22 protein-coding genes and 3 pseudogenes are annotated in these 24402 nt (G+C 62.7%); 15 read left to right on the top strand and 10 right to left on the bottom strand.

Going from position 1 to position 24402, the window contains the following annotated elements:
• Positions 1-8: 8 nt before the first annotated feature.
• The 7 genes from CGLY_RS11370 to CGLY_RS16800 form a co-directional block, all read right to left on the bottom strand.
• Entirely contained in the window at positions 9-623 is a 615-nt protein-coding gene (locus tag CGLY_RS11370; RefSeq protein ID WP_038549496.1) for an alpha/beta hydrolase, read from the bottom strand.
• Between the two features lie 232 nt (positions 624-855).
• A complete protein-coding gene (gene rpsT / locus CGLY_RS11365; protein ID WP_038549493.1) occupies positions 856-1122 on the bottom strand; it encodes a 30S ribosomal protein S20 in 267 nt (88 codons plus the stop codon).
• A 196-nt stretch (positions 1123-1318) separates the two neighbouring features.
• Positions 1319-2338, bottom strand: a complete 1020-nt coding sequence (locus CGLY_RS11360) for a hypothetical protein (RefSeq protein WP_038549491.1) — start codon at positions 2336-2338, stop codon at positions 1319-1321.
• Positions 2339-2384: 46 nt separating this feature from the next.
• A complete protein-coding gene (locus CGLY_RS11355; RefSeq protein ID WP_038549489.1) occupies positions 2385-3017 on the bottom strand; it encodes a DNA-3-methyladenine glycosylase I in 633 nt (210 codons plus the stop codon).
• Positions 3014-3682: an alpha-ketoglutarate-dependent dioxygenase AlkB family protein gene (locus CGLY_RS11350; protein WP_038549488.1), complete on the bottom strand. Its 669-nt coding sequence runs from the start codon at positions 3680-3682 to the stop codon at positions 3014-3016. Before CGLY_RS11350 ends, CGLY_RS11355 begins: the two co-directional genes overlap by 4 nt.
• Positions 3683-3715: 33 nt before the next feature.
• Entirely contained in the window at positions 3716-4249 is a 534-nt protein-coding gene (locus CGLY_RS11345; protein WP_052540893.1) for a type II toxin-antitoxin system PemK/MazF family toxin, read from the bottom strand.
• A 27-nt stretch (positions 4250-4276) separates the two neighbouring features.
• Complete coding sequence (locus CGLY_RS16800; RefSeq protein WP_052540098.1) at positions 4277-4750, bottom strand: hypothetical protein; 474 nt, start codon at positions 4748-4750, stop codon at positions 4277-4279.
• Positions 4751-4971: 221 nt separating this feature from the next.
• Between CGLY_RS16800 and CGLY_RS11335 the strand changes: the two genes are divergently transcribed.
• From CGLY_RS11335 to CGLY_RS17405, 3 genes are all read left to right on the top strand, one after another.
• Positions 4972-5400: a hypothetical protein gene (locus CGLY_RS11335; protein ID WP_038549483.1), complete on the top strand. Its 429-nt coding sequence runs from the start codon at positions 4972-4974 to the stop codon at positions 5398-5400.
• 180 nt (positions 5401-5580) lie between these two features.
• A complete protein-coding gene (gene lepA / locus CGLY_RS11330) occupies positions 5581-7431 on the top strand; it encodes a translation elongation factor 4 (protein ID WP_038549481.1) in 1851 nt (616 codons plus the stop codon).
• Positions 7432-7435: 4 nt separating this feature from the next.
• Positions 7436-8449 carry a hypothetical protein gene (locus CGLY_RS17405; protein WP_144313676.1) on the top strand — a complete coding sequence of 338 codons (1014 nt, stop codon included), beginning with the start codon at positions 7436-7438 and terminating at the stop codon, positions 8447-8449.
• Positions 8450-9640: 1191 nt separating this feature from the next.
• Here the strand turns inward: CGLY_RS17405 and CGLY_RS18165 are convergent.
• A pseudogene (locus CGLY_RS18165) lies at positions 9641-9847 on the bottom strand (IS1634 family transposase); the annotation flags it as partial.
• Positions 9848-9902: 55 nt separating this feature from the next.
• Between CGLY_RS18165 and CGLY_RS11310 the strand changes: the two are divergent.
• The 12 genes and pseudogenes from CGLY_RS11310 (at position 9903) to CGLY_RS11270 (ending at position 21769) form a co-directional block, all read left to right on the top strand.
• The gene (locus tag CGLY_RS11310) at positions 9903-10250 is read left to right on the top strand and encodes a transposase (RefSeq protein ID WP_038549474.1); all 348 of its coding nucleotides are present in this window, start codon (positions 9903-9905) and stop codon (positions 10248-10250) included.
• Positions 10201-11208, top strand: a complete 1008-nt coding sequence (locus CGLY_RS11305) for an IS3 family transposase (protein ID WP_052540095.1) — start codon at positions 10201-10203, stop codon at positions 11206-11208. Before CGLY_RS11310 ends, CGLY_RS11305 begins: the two co-directional genes overlap by 50 nt.
• Before the next feature lie 407 nt (positions 11209-11615).
• Positions 11616-11888: pseudogene (locus CGLY_RS18160) on the top strand (IS1634 family transposase); the annotation flags it as partial.
• Positions 11889-12618: 730 nt separating this feature from the next.
• Positions 12619-12732, top strand: a pseudogene (locus CGLY_RS18100) (allophanate hydrolase-related protein); the annotation flags it as partial.
• Between the two features lie 100 nt (positions 12733-12832).
• Positions 12833-13009, top strand: a complete 177-nt coding sequence (locus tag CGLY_RS18095) for an allophanate hydrolase-related protein (protein WP_407080794.1) — start codon at positions 12833-12835, stop codon at positions 13007-13009.
• Between the two features lie 137 nt (positions 13010-13146).
• Complete coding sequence (locus tag CGLY_RS11300; RefSeq protein WP_158407390.1) at positions 13147-14223, top strand: LacI family DNA-binding transcriptional regulator; 1077 nt, start codon at positions 13147-13149, stop codon at positions 14221-14223.
• Positions 14220-14978 carry a 3-oxoacyl-ACP reductase FabG gene (gene fabG, locus CGLY_RS11295; protein ID WP_052540090.1) on the top strand — a complete coding sequence of 253 codons (759 nt, stop codon included), beginning with the start codon at positions 14220-14222 and terminating at the stop codon, positions 14976-14978. The genes CGLY_RS11300 and fabG overlap by 4 nt, the downstream gene beginning before the upstream one ends.
• Positions 14978-16441 carry a CoA-transferase gene (locus CGLY_RS11290; protein ID WP_052540087.1) on the top strand — a complete coding sequence of 488 codons (1464 nt, stop codon included), beginning with the start codon at positions 14978-14980 and terminating at the stop codon, positions 16439-16441. The genes fabG and CGLY_RS11290 overlap by 1 nt, the downstream gene beginning before the upstream one ends.
• 44 nt (positions 16442-16485) lie before the next feature.
• The gene (locus CGLY_RS11285) at positions 16486-17682 is read left to right on the top strand and encodes a thiolase family protein (protein WP_038549472.1); all 1197 of its coding nucleotides are present in this window, start codon (positions 16486-16488) and stop codon (positions 17680-17682) included.
• A gap of 48 nt (positions 17683-17730) precedes the next feature.
• A complete protein-coding gene (locus CGLY_RS11280) occupies positions 17731-19101 on the top strand; it encodes an MFS transporter (protein ID WP_081803893.1) in 1371 nt (456 codons plus the stop codon).
• 8 nt (positions 19102-19109) lie between these two features.
• Positions 19110-20237 carry a glycerate kinase gene (locus CGLY_RS11275; RefSeq protein WP_265101947.1) on the top strand — a complete coding sequence of 376 codons (1128 nt, stop codon included), beginning with the start codon at positions 19110-19112 and terminating at the stop codon, positions 20235-20237.
• Positions 20234-21769, top strand: a complete 1536-nt coding sequence (locus CGLY_RS11270) for a class I adenylate-forming enzyme family protein (RefSeq protein ID WP_038549468.1) — start codon at positions 20234-20236, stop codon at positions 21767-21769. Before CGLY_RS11275 ends, CGLY_RS11270 begins: the two co-directional genes overlap by 4 nt.
• A gap of 95 nt (positions 21770-21864) precedes the next feature.
• Here CGLY_RS11270 and CGLY_RS11265 read toward each other — a convergent pair whose 3' ends face one another.
• On the bottom strand, positions 21865-23196 hold the full coding sequence (locus CGLY_RS11265; RefSeq protein WP_038549466.1) for an MFS transporter: 1332 nt from the start codon (positions 23194-23196) through the stop codon (positions 21865-21867).
• 9 nt (positions 23197-23205) lie between these two features.
• Positions 23206-24105, bottom strand: coding sequence for an SMP-30/gluconolactonase/LRE family protein (locus CGLY_RS11260; RefSeq protein WP_038549464.1), 900 nt, complete (start codon positions 24103-24105; stop codon positions 23206-23208).
• Positions 24106-24402: the final 297 nt, after the last annotated feature.

Here is a 24402-nt window from a genome sequence, read left to right as displayed (position 1 = left end):
CCCGGCGACTACCCGGCCGCGTCGACAACGATGTCGATGAGGCGCTCGAAATCAGGGGTTCCCTTCCTGAGGAACGACACATGATCGCCGCCGTCGAGAAGCACCAGCTCGGCGGTGCCGCCCAGCACCTCGTAGGTGTTGTCGGCGCCATTCCTCACGTCCCACTCGAGGTCGGGTGGCCCGGCCAGCGATACCACGCGGGATGGGGTGAACGTCGGGTCGGCGCCGACCTCGTCCGGGTCAAGGTTGTCGCGGGTCGCCGCCCACGTGGCGAGTTGTGCACCGGAGCTGTGGCCCACCACGGTGGCACCCTCGGTGATGATCTCCGGGCCCTGTTCATCCACCTCGGGGATGTGGTCGAGGCCATCGGCGGCATCGGTGTAGGTCTCCGGCCAGCCGCCATTTTCGCTGTCACGGTCGCGGTACTCCACGTTGTAGACGGCCATGCCGCGTGCGGTGAGGCTGCGGGCGATGTCGCGGACGTCATCGGCACCGTTGGCCCGCTCATTCAACGCCCCGCCGCGCAGCAGGACGACCAGGGGCAGGGTATCCTCATCATGGTCGCCCTCGGGCAGGGACAGCTCGGCCCAGTTCTGCACCGGGTCGGCGTTGCCCTCGCTCACCGGGGGAGTTGTCGCTGCCGGTGGTGTCGCTCCCGCAGGCACTCAGCGTTCCCCCGACCAACGCACTGACGGTTCCGACGGTGGCCAGGCGTCTCAGCGGCATGCGGTGCACGTGGGCGACGGTCACCCCCATATGTTACGCGAACACAAATCCCAGACAGAAAACCCCACCGCCCGGTGCAAACCGGAGGTGGGGTCGGGTGCGTCAGCAGGGCACTGAGGGACGAGGTGATTAGCCCTCGAGCTTGTTCAGCTGAGCAGCCAGGCCGGACTTCTTGTTGGCCGCGTTGTTCTTGTGGATGACACCCTTGGTGGCAGCCTTGTCGTACAGGCGGTTGGTGATGCGCAGCTGTGCGGTAGCGGCATCCTTGTCGCCGGCGGCGACGGCAGCCTCGAACTTGCGGGTCTCGGTGCGCAGGCGGGAGCGGACAGCCTGGTTGCGCTTGCGGGCGGCCTCGTTGGTGAGGACGCGCTTCTTCTGCTGCTTGATGTTAGCCATGGGGCTTACCTCTTTCTGAACGGTGAATCGGTGATCGTTCGCCACTTCCACCCGGGTGAGCCGTGCGCACGGTCTCTGACAACCGGCCCAAGGTCCTGCCGGTTGCGGTGCACACGCCGCGAGTGGTCGCGGGTCAACCTGACGAACATTACCAGTTCAGCGGGGAGGGCAGAAATCTGTCTGCGTCAGGAGCTCGTCACGGCTCGTTCAGGTCACGGGTCCGCCGGTCATCCGCCGGCGGGTACACCATGCGCTGCGGCATGGCGCCGGTGAGCATCGCCTCGATTTCCGCGGCGGCGTTCATCACCGCGCGCCACCGGAACTCCTTCGGCAACCGATCTACGGCGCCCAGGGAACCCGAATCCGGCAGGTGGGGGATTAGGCCGGCCCGTGCGAACGCCACCATGCCCGCCGTCATTGCCTCTTGTGCCTGTACCTCGGTGAAGTGGCGGCTGGTCAGCAGGTCCGGGTCCACCAGACGCGACGGCAGCCACCAGTGACTCGTGGTGGGCACGTCCGGCGGCCACGGCATCGCACTGTCCGACCATGTGCGCGGATCCGACCAGACCTGCGGCGCGTGCGCCAGGAAGATATGGCCCAACACCTCCGCGATGACAGCGAGGGCGTCGGCCGCGCCTGGGCCGCCGAGCTCCGGGGCGATGCGCAGCACGTACCACGCCGAGGACGTGTCCACGTCCACCGGCGGGACGGTGCCCGGCAGCGCGGTGTGCACGTTGAGGGTGAAGGGGCCGGTACGTTCGACCTGTGCCGGGTCGTCCTGCATCTCCACGACCATGCCGATGCTGTGCAGACGGTTGACGAGGGTGGGCCAGACGTCCTCGGTGGCGAGCATCGGAGTCTCGTTCTGCCGGTAGCCGGAGTCCTCGATATCAGCGATGAGGTCGATGTCGAGTACGTAGGTCTCCGACAGTGAGACCCGCGCGGCACCGTCGGCGGCGCGGTAACCGTTGGAGTAGGCCTCGATCTCCGGGACGAGGCGGGCGGTGCGTGCGGTGGTGGGGGCGTTGTGGCGGTAGCGGGCGCGGTACCGGCGGAAGATCTGCATCGTCGCCTCGACGGCGTCGGTCAACGGCAGGTCGCGTTGTCGCGCGGCGAAGTCCAGCAGGACGGGGACGGTGGCGTTGCGTTCCCGGGCGTTGCGGAGGCTCCACATCTCGATCTCGAGGGCCTCGAAGGGGGTCATGCTTTTCGTCATCGTGTGTTCGCCTGCCTTCCTGTTTTGCAGACGATATTACACGTGTCTACCAGGGATCTCCGGCACTTTCGCCCTCGGCGTCCCACAGTCCGGAGCATCCGCGCCGGTGCGAGCCGGTCAGGTGCGTGTCGACCAGACCGGCGGCCTCCATGAGGGCGAACATCGTTGTCGGGCCGACGAAGACGAACCCTTCCTTCTTCAGCGCTTTCGACAGTGCGACAGACTCCGGTGAGGTGGTCGGGACGTCCTCGATGCGCTCAGGGAGCGGCGTGCGCTCCGGACGAAAGGACCACACGAACTCGGCCAACCCGGTGCCCGAGCCGTAACGTCCCCGCAGCGCGACGGTGGCCTGCGCATTGGTGATCGTCGCCCGGATCTTGCGGGCGTTGCGCACGATGCCAGCGTCCTGCATCAGTGTGTCGTACTCCGCCTCACCGAAGTCGGCGACCACGTCCGGGTCGAACCCGCGGAAGGCGGCGCGGAAGGCGGGACGTTTGCGCAGGATCGTCGCCCAGCTCAACCCGGACTGGAACGCCTCCAGGCTGATGCGTTCGAACATCCCACGCTCGTCGGTGACCGGTACGCCCCACTCGGTGTCGTAGTACCCGCGCAGCAGTCCGGACGACTCCGCCCACGCAGGACGCGCCAACCCGTCCGGTCCGGTCACCAGGGCGCTCATCCCTTCATCCCCGTCTGACGCAGCGTGATGTTCAACCGGCCGTGGATCTCCAGCTCGTAGGGGGCGGTGTTGGGGTACACCTTCGTCACGCCGTGGTAGTTCTGCCGGGCGGGCCCGCCGAAGACGAACAGGTCGCCGGAGGCCAACCACAGGTCGGTGTAGGGGCGGTTGCGGGTTTCGGCGTTGCCGAAGCGGAACCGGCAGGTGTCACCGATGGACAGGGAGACCACCGGGGCATTGGAGCGTTCGTCGGCGTCGCGGTGCATGCCCATCTTCGCCGCGTCAAGGTAGTGGTTCACCAGGGCGACGTCCGGGGTGTAGGACGCGGCAAGGGCAGCGTCGCCGGTGGTCTCCGCCACCGCGCGACGCCCCAGCTCTACCAGCCAATCCGGAACGGGCAGGACGGGGGCGTTGTTAACGTCGACGGCGCGCCGGGTGTAGCGGCCGGGCGCCCAGTGCCACCCGAGGCAGAGCATGGAGACGCTCATCGGGTGCCCGTGGATCACCGGGGAGTGTGGCGGGACGGGGCCTTTGGCCCAGGCGGCGTACTGGGCGAGGATCCAGCGTTGTTGGGCGCTGTCGAGCCAGGCGGAGCGGTGGTGGGCGCCGTCGGGTAGGTCGGAGGCGGGGGCGTGCAGGTCGAACAGTGTGGGTTGGTCAGTCATTCTGTCTCTGGTGGTAGCTGGAGGGGCGTGGGGTCAGGACCAGCCGTAGTTGCGGCGCAGGGCGTTGGCGAGGCGGTCGTAACGACGTTCCGGCATGGACACGCCGCGGCGTTGGATGGAGGCCTCGGGGATCTCGATGATGCGGTCGGCGCGGGCCCAGCACTCGTTGCCGCGCGGGTCCCACAGGCCAGCACCGATGGCGACCCAATTGTCGTCCTCGGCGTGCTCCGGGTTGGAGCTGATGAGCATGCCGAGCAGGGTGTGGCGGTTACGCCCGACGACCACGCAGGCGCGCAGTTCGGGGGTGGACTCGCGGTTGGGTAGGACGTGGTACCAGACGACCTCACCGGGGTCGGCCTGCCCGTCCATGTCGGGGGCGTAGATGACCGGTCGGGCGTGGTCTTCGGTGGGGGTGGTGACGGTGACGGCGCGGACGGCGGTCTCGGTGTGGGAGGACTGGTCGAGACCGAGATTGGCGTGGAGTTCGGCCAGGCCGTCGTCCATATTGCCGCGGTGGTGGAAGTAGCGCTCGAGCATCCGGCGCAGGGGATTCCGTACGGAATTCATGGTGACCACTGTAGCGCGGGGGTCGGATTACTCCACGAGCTCCCAGGTCCCGCAGAACGATGAGTTGAAGGCGATGTCGGTCGGCGCGATGGTCACATAGCTCTGTCCCTCGGAGAATCCGTTGGTGATGATGTCCTCGAAGTCGCCGCTGGTGCCGGACAGTCGCTCCCAGTAACAGCCGTCTGTTGCCGTGTTCCGGTAGGTCCCTGGCTGGACGTCGCTGCCCACCAGCTGCGTCCCCGCCCCGAACGTTGTCGACGACGATCCTGATGCTCTGGTGTTCGTTGGAGCCGGTTCCGGAATCTCCCTCGATGCCTGGGTTGGTTCTGGCTCGTCTTCCGGGGTCTCCGTGACTGTCGTGGTGTGGTCGACCGTGGTGGTGACGGTGAGGGTGATTGTCGAGGGGGCCGCGACCTCCGCTTCAGTCTCTCCTCCGCAGGCGGTGAGGGCTACGGCGCCGCCGATGACGACGGCGAAACAAGTTAGTTTCCTGAATGTCATGAGTAGAGAATAGGGTGTGACCTCGGGTCGTGGTGGCCTTTTACCCCCAGGGGTACGTCCTGGAGTGTTGTCGGGTTGTCGCCGCGGCGGTCGATTCTCGTCTGCGCATCGGAATGGAGAGGGGTCCGCGGCAGGATTGTGTATAGAACTATAGACAGGATGGCCTTGCCCGTGTATTGATGGTCACGTCAACTACCTGCGCCCCTCACCGGAAGGCCGTCATGACCACTCCGAGCACCCCGAAATCTCCTGTCGTCCCCCGCATCGCCGGACTCCTCGTCGCCGTCATCGGGATCGTGTTCCTCATAGGTGGCATCTTCGGTTGGTTCACCGTTCGTGCCGAGCTCATCGACGAGAACATCACGGTGTCTGACGACGCTGACCGCTTCGCCGGCGACCGGGTGGACGGTCCGCTGAGCGCGTACTCGCAGGCTGAAACCGTGAAGAGGCACGTTCTCGAGGCCACCGACGGCAAGACCTACGCGCAGCTCGACATGGATGACTCCAACCGCGATCTTGCGCTCCAGGGGTCGACGGTTCGCTCGGCGTTGATGACCTCGACGTTGTCCTTCGGGGTGTCCGCACTGGCAGGGACGAGCGGTGTGGCGTTCACCCTTATTGGCGGGGTGCTGGCCGTCCGACGGCGGTGACGCGATGGGCTCTTACCGTGCGCTCATTGGGTAGCGGGATGAGTCGGATGAGTGGTGGCCCCTACAGGAAGACACCGATACGACACCAACGCACATACCACGGCACGGTAGACTCGGCCTGATATCTTCCTGCCGCGGCGATCCGTGGCGGGACCATGCACCACCAGGAGGACGACACCCATGGCCCCCAAGCAGAAGAACTACGCCCGCGAGACGTTCACTGACCCCTCGCGGATCCGGAACTTCTGCATCATCGCGCACATCGACCACGGCAAGTCCACGCTGGCGGACCGCATCCTGCAGATGTCCGGGGTCATCGAGGAGCGCGACATGCGCGACCAGTACCTCGACAACATGGACATCGAGCGCGAGCGCGGCATCACCATCAAGGCGCAGAACGTGCGTCTGCCGTGGGTGCCGAAGACCTGCGCCCACAAGGACGAGGAGCTGGTGCTGCACCTCATCGACACCCCCGGGCACGTGGACTTCACCTACGAGGTCTCCCGCGCACTGGAGGCGTGTGAGGGTGCGATCCTGCTGGTGGACGCCGCCCAGGGAATCGAGGCGCAGACGCTGGCGAACCTGTACCTGGCGATGGAGAAGGACCTGGAGATCATCCCGGTCCTCAACAAGATCGACCTGCCGGCCGCGGACCCGGACAAGTACGCCCTGGAGATCGCGAACATCATCGGTTGCGAGCCGGAGGAGGTGATGCGCATCTCGGCGAAGACCGGCGAGGGCATCCCGGACATGATCGACAAGGTCTGCGAGCTCGTCCCCGCCCCGCAGGGCGATCAGGACGCCCCGGCCCGCGCGTTGATCTTCGACTCCGTCTACGACATCTTCCGCGGCGTGGTCACCTACATCCGCATGATGGACGGCACGCTGGAGCCGCGCCAGAAGATCCAGATGATGTCCACTGGCGCCACTCACGAGGCGCAGGAGGTCGGCATCATCTCCCCGCAGCCGGAGAAGTCCAAGGGCCTTGGTGTCGGCGAGGTGGGCTACATCATCACCGGCGCGAAGGACGTCCGCCAGTCGAAGGTGGGTGACACGGTCACCTGGGCCGTGAACGGCGCGACGGAGCCGCTGACCGGCTATCGCGAGCCCACGCCGATGGTGTACTCGGGGCTGTTCCCGATCTCGGCGAACCAGTACCCGGAGTTGCGTGAGGCGATCGAGAAGCTGCAGCTGAACGATGCGTCGCTGACGTTCGAGCCGGAGACCTCCACCGCGCTGGGCTTCGGCTTCCGTTGTGGTTTCCTGGGGCTGCTACATATGGAGATCACGCGTGACCGTTTGGAGCGCGAGTTCGACCTGGACCTGATCTCCACCGCACCGTCGGTGGTGTACCGCGTGGTGGGGGAGGACGGAACGGAGATGCATGTCCAGAACCCGTCGGACTGGCCGGAGGGCAAACTGCGGGAGATCTACGAGCCGATGGTCGATCTTACGGTGATCGTGCCGGAGGAGTTCCTCGGCGGGACGATGGAGCTGTGCCAGTCGAAGCGTGGGCAGATGAAGAACATGGACTTCTTGTCGACGGACCGGGTGGAGCTGCGCTACCGGATGCCGTTGGGTGAGATCGTCTTCGACTTCTTCGACATGCTGAAGTCCCGGACGAAGGGCTATGCATCGTTGAATTACGAGGAGAACGGCGAGCAGGAGGCAGACCTCGTGAAGGTGGACATCCTGCTGCAGGGGGAGCCAGTCGATGCGTTCAGTGCCATTGTGCACCGCGACCATGCACTGCATTACGGCAACAAGATGACGAAGAAGCTCAAGGAGCTGATTCCCCGTCAGCAGTTCGAGGTGCCGGTGCAGGCGGCGATCGGCGCGAAGGTGATTTCTCGGACGAATATTCGCGCTTTGCGTAAGGACGTCCTGAGCAAATGTTATGGCGGCGACATCTCTCGCAAGAAGAAGCTGCTGGAGAAGCAGAAGGAGGGCAAGAAGCGCATGAAGTCCATCGGGTCGGTGTCCGTCCCGCAGGAGGCGTTTGTTGCTGCGCTGAGTACTGACGAGGGATAGCAGGATGATCTACAAACAATCAACATGGTCCATGCAGATTGAAGACACAACCGTGGGTGGAAAATTTTGGGGGGCCTCCCAATATGTCAAAGTTGTGGGTGGAAAATCTGTTGACGTGCCCAGGCTAATGATCGATATCTTATCTAAGGGGGTAGATACACCAATTGGCCCGTTGGTTTCCCCTTATCCTGGGGCCCAAAAAGTCGCTGAGTATCTGCTGAAAGCGGGCGGTATTCCTTCTATTCCGCTAGGTACTATGGGGCCGAACGCTGTGCCGAAATCAAGTCTTCCGAGTAGCGGAAGAAATTCGTCTGCCGTCTACATAGATTTCGAAATCGAGCAAGGTAAGAATAATAATTTTAGCAGATCGGCGCACCTAAAAAGTGGAGGTGCAACATCGTCTAGTTCTCAAAGAGATTCTTATCAAATGAGGCCGCAGATGGGCGCTATTATCTATACTCAGCGAGCAAATGAATTTTTTCTTGCTATTGAGTCTGCCTCGAATACGGCGCCGGTGACTGCTTTGAAGCACTATCTGAAATCGGAAATCGAACGGCGGACCAATTCAAAGGTAAAAATTAATCTCGACCGCGTATCGAGTTTAGATTTTATTGCGGCAAGGCTGAATGATTATGAACCGCAGGAGTATGAATTAATGGTGCCAAAAACTGGGGCCAAACAAAGGGGCAAGGAATATCGAGATGTGATATCTACGGGGATCGCCTCTTCTCAGAAGGCTCCCGTAATGAAGGAGATTGCGAACCTCGTAGCGAGAAGGCAAAACTCTACCGAAAATCTCGCGCAGAGGCTCGACTCGATGTTTCAGGTAGCTATACCAAATTCTTCAAAAACGGCCCAACATCGTAGGAAAGTAATCCTCAAAAAGAAGGACGGTAAGTCGAACTTCGGTATCGATATTGATGCTATAGAAGGGATATTGGACTACATATGGGAGGATCGTCGCCCTGTTCGATCCGAGTTTAATGATCAGGCCTTTGATTTATTGAATTATGTATAGTTCTACCAAGGGTAAAGCGTGAATTTAAAGTATGTTTTCATTTCGCAGTTCAGGTCGCAATACGATTTCCGCTACGATGAAACCGGATATTTTAGCGGTGCGCGTTGGCGGGGGATAATAAAGTACCTCGGTTTGGTATGGAATGAAGACGGGGAGAAGCCAAACGATCATGTGTGTGGAGTGTTTGAACGCGGATGGTGTTACGGGCTTCCCGCGACTTTTACTCTGGGGCTAATTTTATCATTGATATTCGGATCGGATCGTTACGGAGTTGGCGCTATCGACATCTCGGCGTCGATCCCCGCACTTGTTTCCATTATAGCTACAGTTCTCGCGGTAGTTGCCATACCTACGATCTATGCTCTTGGCGGACTGGACTCGGCATCAAAAGCTAGATTTAGGGCCTTCCGGGGTCATCATGGAGGATCGAACGGGGAGCCTCTTTACTGGGATGAAGGAGCTCACCAAAGGGAGCTTCTTCTACTCCATTCTTCATACTCTAACCTGGCGGCTTCATTCGCTTGGGTACTTATATCAGTATCAATTGGATCGGTAGCAATACTGGTACGAATTGTTCTTGATATGTTTTTCAGTCTTACTGGTGGGGGCCTCTCGTCGTGGATTGAAGTCTACGATACGATTGCGGCGATTTTCTTTATGGCATCGATTTTATTCTCGTTTTGTTCAGCTTCATTGGGGTCCGTTCAGCTTTTTTCCGCGCGTGGCAGGTATTCCGATCCCAGCCTGTAGGTATGCATTCCTGGTTTAATTTACTGTCGCTCGCATTTTTTTGAATCCTGTCGACAAAAGTGATCAGAACCATCGTTAGTGGACTTGTATTCTTAGGTATGGGTTGGCTATCTCAATTGAACTATGCCGGTTCCGTTCCCCTCGAAGTCTTTGGATTTTGTGGTGGAAGTCCTTACGTCGAGGACCAAAAGATACTAAGAACCACACGGTTATAGACAGTGAAATGTGCCGCCATCCGCATGTACTGGATTATCCGGGGCATCGTATTTATAAGTGGCTTTTAGTGGCGACAATGAACGCCATCGCCAGCGCGGATGAAACGGGCTCTTCGCGATTCACAGTGCGTTGATCCGGTCGCGGAGTTGCCCGGAGTGGATCAGCGACCTCAAGATGTAGTGGTCTAGATTGGAAGAACCCCAATGCAACCTGACTTGGCTCAAATTAGTACGGTTTCCCAACGGCCCGCCGCTTGATCTCGTACACAAGTTCGGATAACTCCGGTGGCAACGGTACCGACGCCACCGCCTCGTGCCCACCCACATTGATCCGCATCTCCCGGTACCCACGCAGCTGTTGCACCAATCTCTTCAACGAACACCCCGTGGCGGATTCCAGCCAGCGGCCCACGGCCAACGGGGACATCACTACCTGAGTCGTCCCGGGAATGATGGAGGGTGGCAAGCAACAGAAAGGAACCCCTGCCATGCCAGCACCCCGCCGATACCCCGACGAGCTGCGAAAGAGAGCCATCCACATGGTCCTCGATGCCAAGAAGGACCCCACCACCACCGCCCGCGGCGCGGTCGGCCGCGTCGCCGAACAGCTCTCCATCTCCAAAGAAACCCTGCGCAACTGGGTACGCACCACCGAGATCGACAACGGTGACCGCCCCGGCGTCGACACCGACACCGCCGCACGACTGACCGAACTCGAAAAGGAAAACCGCGAGCTGCGCCGAGCCAACGAGATCCTGAAGTCTGCATCGGCTTTTTTCGCGGCGGATGCTCGCTCTACCCGTACCACTGATCTGCGACTACATCGACTCCCATAAGGCTGACTACGGTATCGAGCCGATCTGCCGGGTCCTGCCCACCGCCGGGGTGAACATCGCCGCCTCGACGTACTACGCCCGCCAGCATCGCCCCAGCTCCGCCGGGGACATCCGTGATGAACAACTCACCCACGAGATCCGCCAGGTGTACAAGGCCAACTACGCTGTTCTCGGTGCCAGGAAGATGCAGACGATGCTCAACCGCCATGATCCGCACCAGCGCGGACATGTCGCCCGTTGCACGGTCGGACGCCTCATGGGCGCCGAGGGCATCAGCGGACTACGACGGACCAACGCGCCGAACACGACCCACTCAGCACCCCGGGAGAAATGCCCCGCCGACCTGGTCGACCGGCACTTCGCCAGCTTCTGGCCCGACAGGTTGTGGGTCGCTGACATCACCTACGTGCGGACGTTTTCCGGGTGGGTGTACGTCGCCTTTGTCATCGACGTGTTCTCCCGAATGATCGTCGGGTGGCAATGCTCGACCTCGTTGTACACCGGGTTGGCCGAGGATGCCTTGAAGATGGGTATATACCTGCGCAAACGTCAAGGTGTCGAGAATCTTTGCGGGCTTATCCACCACAGTGACCGTGGAGTGCAGTACCGCTCGATCCGCTACGGCAACGCCCTGGATGACGAGAAGGCTGTCGCGTCTGTCGGGTCCAAGGGCGACTCGTTCGACAACGCCCTCGCAGAAGCGACAAACTCGCTGTACAAGGACGAGCTGATCCGGAACAAGGGCCCCTGGACCGGTATCGACGACCTCGAAATCGCCACCGCTGAGTGGGTGCACTGGTTCAACACGGTGCGTCCGCACGGCTCGCTGTCGCAGATGACGCCGACGGAGTTTGAGGCTGTTCACCCCAACGGTCGGGCCCCGAGGGCCCCGGTGATCGATGGGGCTGATGCCCCGGTCGGGCACGCGGATCGACGACGAGTCCGACGGGTCGCCTGACCCAACTACTTCACACTACTAAAGTATGGCTTCACGCCCTCTACAAAACCCGGGGCTTGACAAAGACGCGAACCTGCTGGCCGCCGCACTGGCGCGGATACGGTCGCTGAACATCGCGGTGTAGCCTCCACCGCTGATCCTGGTTCGCTGTCTGGTCGCTGTCGTCCCTTGCCCCACCATCGAAGAAAACACTGTGGAAACCAGCTTCACGCCGGTCCTAGTCCAGACCGGTAAGCAGGCATGCCTACGGTAGTATTAATCGCGTGTCAGCGGTACTGGGCCCGCTGAACGGGGTTCATCGCCACCTCATGAAAAATTCGGGCTAGTACGGCTTTTCAGCCATTCTGCGCCCTCCTGCGCAGGTCACAGCGCCGGCGTCGTCGCGAGGACAGATCTTGAGCCAAGTCAGGTCGGATCTGCTGGCTCGTCCGGTGTTCCATACGCGTAAAGATTCGATTGATACGCATCTGGTGGTGGTGGTGTTGACGATGGCTGTGGGGCGGTGGTTGGAGTCGGTGTCGGGGTGGTCGTTGAAGAGATTGGTGCAACAGCTGCGTGGTTATCGGGAGATGCGGATCAATGTGGGTGGGCATGAGGCGGTGGCGGCAGTGCCGTTGCCGCCGGAGTTATCCGAACTTGTGAACGGAATCCAGCGACGGGGTTCGGGGACTGTACACTAAATTGAGCCAAGTTAGGTAGTCATCCACCGGTGGGCTTCACATCTGCTACGCACTCTAAAATCGGAAGAACCAATGATGCTCGAAGTCAGTTTCTATTTTCCTGAAAGGTTTGGTACTAATGCTTCCATTCGTTTTGGAGTACATAGCGCGACGTTTGGGTCAAGCGTTCACGATTGCTATGGAGACGACAATGGGCTGTGTGGCTGTTGCACCTTGGACTGACTATCGACGGATGATGGATATTATGTACTTCTTGGTTCCCCCATTTGTATTGGTTCAGTCAGCTCTTCTCGCTTACTTCGTACGCGTGATGTTTCGCCGGAATCTTCGTAATGGATTTCGAGGAAGAAGGGACGCTGAAGTCTTTGTGGAACGAGTTCGCTTGGCAGTGGTCCCCCTCTTGGGTTCAGTATTTTTCCTCACGGCAGTCATGATATTCACTTTGTTCAGGGTTTCCGACACGTTTGATAACTATCTCCGCGACCCATTATTTCAGGTTGTTTCCGCGGTGGTATTTTCTCTTGCTTTGGGGTGTATTTCTCCAAATATGGCGAATAGTATACTTGAAAAAATATTCCATCGCTTACGGTAGGTTTGCTCCGTTCTGTCGAGCGGGCGTAGAGTCTGGAATCGTGCGAACTGTGGATGCGGGGAATTGAGCATAGTTGCTCATCGGGGGAAGTGGAGGTGTTTGGCTGGTGCTGCCAGTGTAGATGCCGGCCCTGAGGCGGTGCCGGTGGTCGTCTTCGGCGCGCACCTGCGTGGCCAGCCGCTCAACCGGGAGTTGCGCGCACTGGGGGCGTCCTTCGTCGGTGACGTGGAAGCCACGGCCGACTACCGTCTGTACGCGTTGGGCACCGTACCGCCGAAACCGGGGCTGACCGGGCCGGTGGAGGACGGGCGCGCGGATCGCGGGGGAGGCGTGGCTGATCTCTCCGGCGGGGTTGGGTCGTTTCCTTGCGGGCCTCCCCGCTCCGATGGCGTTGGGTCAGGTGACGTTGTCCGATGGTCGCCAGGTCGCCGGATTCACCTGCCAGCCAGTGGCAGTGGAGGGGGCGGAGGACATCTCCGCGTTCGGTGGGGGCGGGCGTATGTGTCACAAGGTGAGTGACGTTTGGTGAACGGACCTCCGGTCCGCAGACGTGAAAGCTCACGTCACGGTCTGAATCGCTGAACGATTGCTTAACATGTTCGACGAGTGGAAGTATTCCGTTCCACACCGAAAGTCGAATGTGAGGTAGAGCACACGATGTCTCTCGTGATCCAGCAATCCCGGTCCACGGCGGCAGCCGGACCACACGGCGGTAACACCGACAGCGCTGCAGCCCTCGCACGCGACTTTGGTGTGTCTCGGGCGACCGTCAGTTACGCGCTCAACGGCAAGCCCGGTGTGTCTGACGGGCTCCGACAGAAGATCATCGCTGAAGCGTCCAGGCGGGGTGTACGGGTCCCCGCCAACGAACTGACGACCGGTGGCACCGTCGGCATGGTCGTCGGCGACATCCAGAACCCCTTCTACGCGGAACTCGCCCGTGAAGCTGTCCGCGCCGCCCGTGACCGCGACATGGAAGTGCTCATCGCGAACAGCGACGGCGACCCGAAACGGGTGACGCGAGCGGCCTCGGCACTGACGGAGGCGGGGGCGAAGGGGATCATACTGAGCACCCTCAACCTCGATGAAGGAGAAAGGGTCCGGGAACTGCGCAACGGACATGTCCCGGCAGTCCTGCTCTCCCGCAGGATTCCCCAGATGGAGGACATCCCCTTCGACGGGATCGACGACTACCAGGCCGGCCGCGACCTCATGGACCACGTCCTCGGCCATGGCTATCAGGAAATCGCCATCGCCACAGGTGGGTTCCGGTCCTACGCCACGAGCCGGAGGATCGAGGGGTTCCTTGCCTCCGCCGCTGCCGCACGGATCACCATCCCGAAGAACCGTGTGATGTCCACCGAGCTCAACATCGTCGGTGGCGACATCGCTGCGGAATATCTGCTGGCGCAGGACACGCTTCCCGAGGTCGTGGTGTGCGGTGCCGATGCCATCGCGACGGGGCTGATCAACCGGCTCGTCCATGCCGGTGTCAGCGTTCCCGGCGACATCGCCGTCGTTGGGTTCGACGGTGCCCGTGGTCTCCGCAACCCCTACATCGATCTCACGACCATCGTTCAGCCCACCCACCGCATGGCGGTCAGTGCCATCCAGAAGCTGGTCGAACTTGCGTCCGGGCGGCGTCCCGCAGACGTCCAGACCATCCATTCACACCGGCTCCACATCGGAACGACCTGCGGGACCCACGAACAACACGAATCACTTGAAGGAGAAGACAAATGACTGCATCAGTTGAAGCTCACGGGTACGCCCCACTTGCCGGAAAGAACGCCGTCGTCACCGGGGCATCCCGCGGGATTGGTGAGGGGATCGCCCGTAAACTCGCCTCGCGCGGTGCCAAGGTCGTCGTCGCCGACGTCAACCTGTCCGCGGCGACCGCCACCGCGGACGCCTGCGGCAACGATTCCTTCGCAGTGGAACTCAACGTCGCGGACCCCGATGCTGTACGGGACAGTGTCAGTGATCTCGTTGACAAACTCGGGCACATCGACATCCTCGTCAACAACGCAGGTATCAACCGGGACGCCATGCTCCACAAGATGACCGACGAGGAATGGGACGCTGTTCTCGCCGTCGACCTTTCCGGGGAGTTTTACATGTGCAGGGAGATCGGTACCCACATGCGTGGCAACGGGTACGGTCGCATCGTCAACGTCGCCTCCGCCTCATGGATGGGGAACATTGGGCAGACGAACTACGCGGCCGCCAAGGGAGGCGTGGTCTCATTGACCCGCTCCATCGCCAAGGAACTGGCACGCAAGAACATCACCGCCAACGCCATCTGCCCGGGTTTCATCGACACCGAGATGACCCGTGGCATGCCCCAGCATCTCTTCGACGCGCAACTGGACAAGATTCCGCTCGGCCGCGCGGGCCAGCCGGAGGATGTCGCCAATCTCGTCGCATTCCTGGCTTCGGATGACGCCGCGTACGTCACCGGCGAGGTCATCAACATCGGCGGAGGGTACAAGCTCTGATGAAGATCATCACACCTGAACAGGTCCCGGCGCTCGTGCCGGACGGTTCCACCGTCGTCAGCGACGGTATGACCATGATGGGCGTGGCCGATGAACTCATCGCCGCAGTGGAGACAAGTTTCCTCGAGAAGAACACACCCAACGACCTCACATGGGTCCATGCTGCCGGCCAGTCCAACCGCGTCGCAGGCCTGGCCCGTATCGCCCACGATGGCATGGTCCGCCGTGTCGTCGGATCTCACTGGGGGCTCAACCCACCGGTCGGTGAGATGCTCGGACAGGACCGAGCGCAAGGTGTGTGCCTGCCCCAGGGACAGCTCTCCACACTCTTCCGGGCCATCGCCGCCGGACGTCCCGGTCAGCTCTCGACGGTGGGACTGGGCACCTACGTCGACCCACGCCTCGGGGCAGGACTCATCAATGAGTCTGCCCGGACGCACGTGACCGACGGTGAGTACGTCCAGGTTGTTGAGGTCGCCGGTGACGAATACATCTTCTACCGGTCCTTCGACCTCGACGTCGCCCTCATCCGTGGTTCCGCGGTCGACACCGACGGCAACCTCACCCACCGTGACGAGGTGTCCGGCCTTGACGCACTGGCCATCGCCCAGGCCGTCCACAACGGCGGCGGCGTGGTGATCGCGCAGGTGCGCGATGTCGTCGAGCCGGGAGACATCGACGCCCGTGACGTGACCGTCCCGGCACCGCTCGTCGACTACGCCGTCGTCTGCACCGACCCGGCGACCTTCCACCGGCAGTCTGACAGCTACCCGGAGGTCGACCGTGACCTCGTCTCCGGCCACATGGACCCCGATCGCCTCCGGCACGCGTTCGAGGTCCAGGAGACCCCGGAGCACCGGCTCGATGTCGGACGCCGCGGCGTGCGACTGGTTAACCCCGGCGACGTCATCAACGTCGGCACCGGTATCCCGGCGGACACCGTCGGCAAAGCACTCGCAGAGGCCGATCTGCTCCCCGAGGTCCACCTCACCGTCGAATCCGGCACGTACGGAGGACTTCCCCTCGGCGTCGTTGACTTCGGCTGCTCCGTGCATCCGGCCGCCATCGTGGGACACCCCCAGCAGATGGACTTCTACAATGGTGGGGGAGTGGACATCACGTTCATGGGCGCCGGCCAGATCGACCCCCGGGGAGACATCAACGTCTCCTTCCTCGGCGGAAACGCGATCGGCTGCGGCGGGTTCATGGACATTGTCGACGGGGCAGGAACCGTCTGCTTCCTGGTTTCGGTCTCCGGCCGACACTCCAAGTTCACCGACACCGTCGACCAGATCAGCTTCTCCGGCACCCAGGCACTCCGTAAGGGCCAGAACGTGTACATCGCCACCGAGTACTACCTGCTCGCCCTCACCGACGCGGGCTGGGAACTCCGTGAATGCGACGACACCCCCGAGGCGCAGGACGCCCTCGGCCGCATTCCCTTCGTCGTCACACCGCGCTGACACCGACTTTTCACACTTCACCCACCACATCCCAGGAGACAACCATGTCAAAATACGACCCTCAGCCCGATCGTCCGGTATTCCTCGCCGGTGCCCGTACCGCAGTGGGCAGCTTCGGCGGAGCGCTCGCCTCCGTCCCCAACCACGAACTCGGTGCCCACGCCACGACGGCAGCGCTTGAACGCGCGGGTCTTCCGGCGGAGTCTGTCGACGAGTTCATCTACGGCTGTGTCGGCCAGGTCGGCGGAGACGCCTTCCTCGGACGCCGGATCTCACTCGCCGCCGGTGCCCGGGACGATTCGACAGCGATGACCGTCAACCGCCTGTGCGGGTCCGGACTGCAGGCAGTCCAGAGTGCAGCACTTGAGCTCTCCACGGGGCAGTCACGGTACGTGGTCGCCGGGGGCTCGGAGAACATGTCCACCCAGCCATTCCTCGACTACGGTGCGCGCGACGGCTGGCGTCTGTCGAACCGCACCGTCATCGACGGGACGCTGTCCCTGGTCACCGATCCCTTCGGCAACTACCCGATGGGTAACACCGCCGAGGCCGTCGCCCGCGAGTTCAACGTATCCAGGGAGGAGCAGGACGAGTTCGCCGCCGAATCCCAGCGACGTGCTGCCGATGCGCAGGAGGCAGCCCTCTTCGCCGATGAGATCGCACCGCTGGAGGTACGGAAACGCCGGGAGACCACCACCGTCGACACCGACGAGCACCCCCGGCCCGGAACCACCGTCGAGAAGCTCGCGAGACTCCGACCCGCCTTCGACCCGGAGGGCACTGTCACCGCGGGCAACGCGTCCGGCATCAATGACGCCGGTGCCGCGCTCGTCATGACCACCCGAGCCACCGCGGACGCGGACGGCGTCGGCCCGATCGGTGAGCTCGTCGGTTTCGCGAAGGCCGGAATCCGCACGGAGATCATGGGCTACGCGCCGCGGCATGCCGTGGAGAAGGTCCTTGACCAGACAGGTCTGTCACTGGCGGACATCGACTGGATCGAGCTCAACGAGGCGTTTGCCTCGCAGGCGGTCGCCGTCTCCCGGGACCTCGGGCTTGACCCTGCGAAGGTCAACCCGCTCGGCGGGGCCATCGCGCTCGGCCACCCCATCGGCGCCACCGGCGCTATCCTCACCCTCCGCACCCTGCTCAACCTGCACCGCACCGGCAGCGAATTCGGCCTGGTCACCATGTGCATCGGAGGCGGTCAGGCCGTCGCCGCCATCGTCCGGGCCGTCTGACCTGCACACGCCGAGCGCAGCCCACCACACGCAACAGAGAGTGACACCATGAGCACCACGAGTCCGTCTCCCACCGAACCCACCGGGTCCTCCGGCCGGACAGGTCCAGCCGACGACACAGCCCCCGACACACGCACCGAGGTGACGATCACCAAGATCTTCCGCCGCCTCATGCCGATCCTTGTGATCGCCTACATCATCTCCTTCATCGACCGGACCAACATCGGCATGGCCAAGGAGGGACTGGAGACCGACATCGGCCTCTCCGCCGCCGCCTACGGGCTTGGCGCAGGGCTCTTTTTCGTCTTCTACGCCTTCCTCGAAGTTCCCTCGAACCTGATCCTCAACCGGGTCGGCGCGCGGTTCTGGATCGCCCGCATCATGCTGACCTGGGGCCTGCTGTCGATGTGCATGGCCTTCGTCTGGAACGACTGGTCCTTCTACATCGTCCGCATGCTCCTCGGCGCCGCTGAGGCCGGTCTGTACCCCGGGATCATCTTCTACATCTCCCTCTGGTTCCCGAAGAAGACCAGGGCCAAGGCCATCGGCATCTTCCTGCTCGGTGTCTCCCTGGCCAACGTCATCGGTGCACCTATCGGTGGACTGTTGCTGCAGATGGACGGCTTCGGAGGACTTCACGGATGGCAGTGGATGTTCCTCATCGAGGGTGCCCCCGCCGTCATCATGTGCTTCTGGGTGTGGTTCAAGCTCCCGAACGGTCCGAAGGACGCGACCTTCCTCACCGACGCAGAGAAGGAGGACCTGTCCCGGGCGCTCAAGGCGGAGGACAAGGGCGAACAGAGCAGTCACGGTGATCTCCGCGCACTCGGTCCCGTGCTGAAGGACAAGCAGATCTGGTTGATCGTCGCCATCTACTTCACCCACCAGATCGCCGTGTACTCCCTGTCGTACTTCCTGCCGTCGATGATCAAGAGCTACAACGACGACATGTCCTCGCTGACGGTGGGACTGATCACCGCCCTGCCGTGGATCGCCGCCGCGGCCGGTTCCATTCTGCTTCCGCGTTTCGCGACCAACATCACCAGGAAAAAGTCCATGGTCTCGGGCGGGCTGGTCCTCATCGCCGGTGGTCTGGTCATCGCCGCCACCTCCAGTTTCCTCATCGCGCTGGTCGGCTTCTGCCTTTCCGCGTTCATGCTCTTTGTCATCCAGTCGATCCTGTTCACCTTCCCGACCGACCGCCTCTCCGGCGCCGCGGCGGCGTCCGGGGTCGCCTTCATCAACACCTGCGGTCTGGTCGGCGGATTCATCGGACCGACCGTGATGGGCAGCCTCGAGGAAACCACCGGGAACTCCTTGGCAGGCCTGTGGTTCATCAGCATCCTGGCGGTCTGTGGTGCGGCGCTGGCCTGGGGGCTGAAGGCAGCCACCGGTCGGGAAGCAGTGGCAGAACCATGAGATTCGTTGTGGCACCCGACTCGTTCAAGGAATCCCTGACATCGGTCGAGGCTGCCGCCGCCATGGCGGCCGGGATCCACGATGTGGACCCGGCCGCAGAGGTCGTGGCAGTCCCGATCGCCGACGGCGGAGAAGGCACCGTCCTCGCCCTGACCAGCGCGCTCGGAGGTGAGCTCAGGACAACGACGGTGACTGGGCCGGACGGCACACCGGTGGACGCGACGTGGGGTTTAGTTCCCTCCACGTCCACTGCTGTGGTGGAACTTGCGGAAGCCGCAGGCATACACCTCGTGCCCACGGAGCGCCGCAACATCTGGGCCGCAGGGACGGCAGGCGTCGGGGAGCTTCTGGACCACGCTCTCGACGCCGGCGCGGCCACGGTCATCGTCGGGCTCGGCGGTTCCGTCACCAACGACGGCGGTCTCGGTCTGCTCCATGCTCTCGGTGCCCGTGCGGTCGACGGTGACGGCGAGGAGGTGACTCCCGATGCCGCCGGTATGGCACGGGCCAGCCGTCTCGATACGTCCGGGCTGGACCCCGGGTGGAAGGAGGTGGAGGTCGTCATCGCCGGAGACGTCACCAACCCCCTGTGTGGTCCCACCGGCGCGGCTGCGGTCTTCGCTCCCCAGAAGGGAGCCACGCCGGAGGACGTCCGGCCTCTTGACGAAGCTCTCGGACGGTGGGCACAGGTGCTGGCCGATCACGGCGACAGCGATCTGGCGGAGGTCCGGGAGACCCCTGGTGCGGGTGCCGCCGGTGGCACCGGTGCTGCCCTGCTCGCCGTCCTGGGCGCCCGGATGGAGTCCGGTGCCGACCTGTTGCTGGATCTGGTGGGTTTCCCGGAGGTGTGTCGCGGAGCTGATCTCGTCCTCACCGGTGAGGGAAGTGTGGACGTCCAGACCGGACACGGCAAGGCCCCGGCCGTCGTTGCAGCATCCGCGGCTCGTGAAGGCGTCGCGACCGTCGCCTTCGCGGGCAAGGTGTCAGCGTCTGCATCCGACCTTGTCCCGGAGGTGTTCCGGGCAGTGGTGCAGATCAGTGATCCCGCGGTGCCCGTCAAGGTGTCGTTGGAGCGAGGCGCGAAGAACCTACGAGTGAACGTTGCGGACTACATACGGAAAGAGACACAAGAATGATGACAGCGACAGAATTGCTTTCCGGCCCGTACGAGGCGACCACAGGCACGTTCAGCCGGGTGCCGCTCAGCGCGTGGGGGGCGCTGTGCCGCACTGCGTCACGGTACCCGGACAAGACAGCGGTGTCTGAGGACTCCGGTGACGGGCTGACCTTCGGGGAGTTGTTGAACCAGGCGGAGACAGCCTCGGCGAACCTGTGGGCGATCGGCGCACGTCCCGGAACGAGAGTCGGGCTTCTCCTGGACAACTCGTCTGGTTTCCTCACTGCACTGTTGGCGGTGAACCGGATCGGGGCGACGTCGGTGATGCTTCCCGGAAAATTCTCGGACGCCGAGTTGGCCGGGATGATCCGTACAGCCCGGATCGACGTGCTCATCGCCGATGATCGGCGGTCCATCGGGAACAGTGTTTTCCCTGTTCCCGCCACCGTGGCTCTGTCGGACCTCCTGGCTTCGTCGGGACGACCGGTGCCAGGTGCCGTGACGGATCCCGGAGCGCCCGCTGTCCACATGTTCACGTCGGGAACGACAGGGACGCCGAAGCGGGTGGTGCTCACCAACCGGAACATCATGCATGCTGTTGCGGCATACGAGCACGCCCTTGACCTGACGGCAGACGACAGCATGGTCTTCGGTGCCGCGCTGTACCATGTCACCGGCGTGGTTGCCGTCGCGCTGCAGTGCGTCTACCTGGGGATGACGCTTCATCTGCAGCGTCGCTTCGACCCGGTGGCGTTCATCCGGTGGGCGGAGGAGGTCGAAGCGACCTATATCCACGGATCGCCGACGATCTTCCAGCTCATGGTGGAGCACTGGCCGGAGGACCGTCCACAGTTGGACAGTGTCCGGCTGCTCGCGTGCGGTGCGGCGAACATGCCGCCCGGACGGATCCAGCGGTTGACGGACCGCATGCCCGGGGCATCCTTCCGGACGGTCTATGGTCTGACGGAGACGACCTCACCGGCCACGGTGTTTCCCGAGGACGCCGCATCCTCCCCGTTCATCGGTTCGTCCGGGACACCCGTGCCCGGCGTGAGCGTGCGCATCGTTGACCAGCGCGGGACCGCACTGGGGCCGGACGAGGTCGGTGAGATCACTCTCTCCGGCACCAATGTCTCACCCGGCTACCTGGACGCCGACGACCAGTTCATGGCCGTGGAAGAGTTGACGACAGGGGATCTGGGATACCTCACTGAGGAGGGGTACCTCTACGTCGTGGACCGGTTGAAGAACCAGATCAACCGGGGTGGAGAGAAGATCCACCCGAACAGCGTGGAGAACGCACTGTGCGGACTCGACGGCGTGGAGGACGCCTGCGTGGTCGGCATCCCCGACGAGCTTTACGGGGAGGTTCCCGCAGCCCTGGTGGTGGTTGGCCCGGGCACTGATGTCGGGGGGCTTCTGGGGCGACTCCGTGGACGTATTGCAAAGTATGCCGTGCCGGTCCGCATCCTCGCCGTCGACGAGATCCCACGGACGGTGGGGATGAAGACGGACCGGAATGCGGTGCGTGCACTGCTGGCGGGCGGGTAGGCGGTGAGCTGACCGTAGAGCGAACCCCCGACGGCGTTGCGCCGTCGGGGGTTTACTGTGTGGGTCGTCCGACGGAGGAGTCGGACCTCAACCGTCTACCGGGCGGCAGTGGCCTGGCCGGTGTCCGGCGCTGCAGGGCGCACGTGCCGGATGAACAGGGGGATCAGTGCACCGATAAGCGCGAAGCCCGCCATGCAGAGGAACGTGTAGACGTATCCGGTCGACTCCTCCCATCCGCCGCCGAGGCCGACGAGACGACCCATGAGAACAGGGGCGATGCCTCCGCCGATGAACATGGCGGTCGTGATCACTCCGTTGGCCGTGGAGGTTCCACCTTCAGGAGCGGCGTCTGAAGCTGTCGCGTAGTAGACCGGCCAGACCGCGTTGGCGACCAGACCGAACGCCAGCTGCACCACCACGACAAGAACGGACGTGGTGGCGAAGTAGAGGCATCCCACGCTGACTGCCATCCAGATTCCGCAGATGACGATGGTCACCCGACGTCCGAAGAGGTCTGACAGAGTCGGCCACAGGACCTGGCCGACAATGCCGGTGAGTGTGAAGACGACGCTGAGCCCCGCCGATTCCGCCAGCGACAACCCGACGATGTTGTGGAGGTATAACGGCAGGACCGTGTTGACCCCCATATAGACGATCTGGGTGAGCATCGTGGTGACTGCCGTGCCGGTGATCTGCGGGGTGGTGAGAACCTTGCGCAGAATGCCCTTCGGGCGTTCGTCGGTTTCGGTGATGACCTCGGGGGCGGTGAGCCCCTTTGCCTCGATGTCGGCGTAGAGGGTGTCGATCTTGTCCCTGGTGGAGTATTTCCGCCAGAACAGCATGATCGGCACGGCGAAGACGAGACTGAAGAAGAAAGCGTAGGACCATCCGTCGTCGCCGAACCATGTGAGCACGGCTGCTCCGGCGACGCCCGAGAGCAGTGACCCGATCGGGTAACCGGTGTGGTGGGCACCCAGAGCGAATCCGCGACGTTCCCGGGGCCACCATTCCGCGGTGTTGCTCACCCCCACGGGTTCACCCCAGCCGGCACCGAGGTTCACACCCACCCGAATCGCGATGAAGGCGACGATGTTGTGACTGACGGTCTTGAAGCCGGAGAGGAAGGCCAGTGCGGTGGTCCCGATGACCAGCGGGACCTGGAATGCCGCCCGCTTGTGTCCACCGCCATGCCGGTCGCTCATGGCGGATCCCGCGATCGGCATCACGGCAAGGGCGAGCATAATGAGGGACGCGATGACGCCCCAGGTGTCCGGAGACAGGTCGAAGGTCTCCGAGATCGACGGACCCAGGCGCAGCACGATCTCCCGGTCGTAGGCGTTGAGGATCCAGATCAGCCAGCAGACGGACAGTGAGACCCATGAGTAGCGGTGGATCTGACTGAGAGAGGTTTTCATTCGGGTAAACATGGGTGCCTCCTAGACGTTTCCGGCGAAGCGTCGTTCGGGAACACCGGTGACACCGAGACCGGAGATCGAGAAAAGGGCCCCACGTTGTTGTCCGTCGCCCGGGAACCGGGGCAGCGGAGGTTTCGCCATTGACGTCACGTAGAGGACGTCCAGGTCGGGGCCACCGAAGTTCAGGCTGGTGCACTTGAGGACCGGCATGTCGATGGTGCGGTCGACGGTTCCGTCCGGAGCGTAGCGGACGATGACTCCGCTGTAGACTAGTGCCTGCCAGAGGTACCCTTCGGAATCCACCGTCGCACCGTCAGCGGCACCGCCACGGGAGGTGTCGACGTTGGCGAAGACGCTGCGGTTGGTGGCGTCCCCGGTCTCGGGGTCGTAGTCGTAGCGCCAGATGTCGCCGGTCCAGGTGTCACTGAAGTAGAGCGTCTTCCCGTCAGGGCTGAAACAGGGGCCATTCGAACAGATGATGCCTTCGTCGAGGATACGGATACCGCTGTCAGGAGAGTAGGCGTAGAGACGACCCAGGGGCTCGTCCTCCAGCGTGTCCATGGACCCGACGATGAAACGTCCCTGCCGGTCGGTCTTTCCGTCGTTCAGACGTGTCCGGTCGTCGTCCTCCGGATTGGTGATGAGGGTCTTGTCCCCGGTCGCTTGGTCGACCCAGTAGAGACCGGACTTGAGCGCGGCGAGGAAGGCGGTACCGTCGTCGCTGAGCGCGATGGATCCGACCGGTTCGCCGACTTCCCAGGACCGGAGTTCCCTGCCGTCTGCAGTGGAGCGGAAGATCCGACCGTCGGCGCTGTCAACCCAGTGCAGACGGTCGGATTCGGTGTCCCAGAGAGGTCCCTCTCCGAGTGTGGTCTTGATGTCCAGTAGGACATCGATGTGCGGTGCTGGCAGCGTAGTCATGGGCTGACTCCTCCTCATGGGTGTGGACCGATTGTTCGACGGCTGTCCGTGATGCGTAGCCGTCCGCTGGCGGATGCTGTGTCTTACATCACAGCTCACGGCTATGGGGAGGAATTGTCCTGAATGTCAGGAGGGGTAAGCAATGGTTAAGTCTTCAAAAGTTCTGAACCGTCCCCGGCGTGATTGAGGGGCAGTCAGACGACCTGGCAGCAACTTCAGATTATGTCGGCATCCCGTAAGCGCCTCTCTGAGCCCTGCAAGCGAGCGAACCGACCTAACGCCCTGGGGAAAGAAGAC

This window comes from Corynebacterium glyciniphilum AJ 3170, assembly GCF_000626675.1.
Taxonomy (GTDB): Bacteria; Actinomycetota; Actinomycetes; order Mycobacteriales; family Mycobacteriaceae; genus Corynebacterium; species Corynebacterium glyciniphilum.
This window is presented reverse-complemented; position numbering and strand designations above follow the sequence as displayed.

Coding starts and splice junctions, on each gene's coding strand:
- rpsT (WP_038549493.1), bottom strand. CDS start 1,122: ATGGCTAACATCAAGCAGCAGAAGAAGCGCGTCCTCACCAACGAGGCC.
- CGLY_RS11360 (WP_038549491.1), bottom strand. CDS start 2,338: ATGACGAAAAGCATGACCCCCTTCGAGGCCCTCGAGATCGAGATGTGG.
- CGLY_RS11355 (WP_038549489.1), bottom strand. CDS start 3,017: ATGAGCGCCCTGGTGACCGGACCGGACGGGTTGGCGCGTCCTGCGTGG.
- CGLY_RS11350 (WP_038549488.1), bottom strand. CDS start 3,682: ATGACTGACCAACCCACACTGTTCGACCTGCACGCCCCCGCCTCCGAC.
- CGLY_RS11345 (WP_052540893.1), bottom strand. CDS start 4,249: ATGAATTCCGTACGGAATCCCCTGCGCCGGATGCTCGAGCGCTACTTC.
- CGLY_RS16800 (WP_052540098.1), bottom strand. CDS start 4,750: ATGACATTCAGGAAACTAACTTGTTTCGCCGTCGTCATCGGCGGCGCC.
- CGLY_RS11335 (WP_038549483.1), top strand. CDS start 4,972: ATGACCACTCCGAGCACCCCGAAATCTCCTGTCGTCCCCCGCATCGCC.
- lepA (WP_038549481.1), top strand. CDS start 5,581: ATGGCCCCCAAGCAGAAGAACTACGCCCGCGAGACGTTCACTGACCCC.
- CGLY_RS17405 (WP_144313676.1), top strand. CDS start 7,436: ATGATCTACAAACAATCAACATGGTCCATGCAGATTGAAGACACAACC.
- CGLY_RS11310 (WP_038549474.1), top strand. CDS start 9,903: ATGCCAGCACCCCGCCGATACCCCGACGAGCTGCGAAAGAGAGCCATC.
- CGLY_RS11305 (WP_052540095.1), top strand. CDS start 10,201: ATGCTCGCTCTACCCGTACCACTGATCTGCGACTACATCGACTCCCAT.
- fabG (WP_052540090.1), top strand. CDS start 14,220: ATGACTGCATCAGTTGAAGCTCACGGGTACGCCCCACTTGCCGGAAAG.
- CGLY_RS11290 (WP_052540087.1), top strand. CDS start 14,978: ATGAAGATCATCACACCTGAACAGGTCCCGGCGCTCGTGCCGGACGGT.
- CGLY_RS11285 (WP_038549472.1), top strand. CDS start 16,486: ATGTCAAAATACGACCCTCAGCCCGATCGTCCGGTATTCCTCGCCGGT.
- CGLY_RS11280 (WP_081803893.1), top strand. CDS start 17,731: ATGAGCACCACGAGTCCGTCTCCCACCGAACCCACCGGGTCCTCCGGC.
- CGLY_RS11270 (WP_038549468.1), top strand. CDS start 20,234: ATGATGACAGCGACAGAATTGCTTTCCGGCCCGTACGAGGCGACCACA.
- CGLY_RS11265 (WP_038549466.1), bottom strand. CDS start 23,196: ATGTTTACCCGAATGAAAACCTCTCTCAGTCAGATCCACCGCTACTCA.
- CGLY_RS11260 (WP_038549464.1), bottom strand. CDS start 24,105: ATGACTACGCTGCCAGCACCGCACATCGATGTCCTACTGGACATCAAG.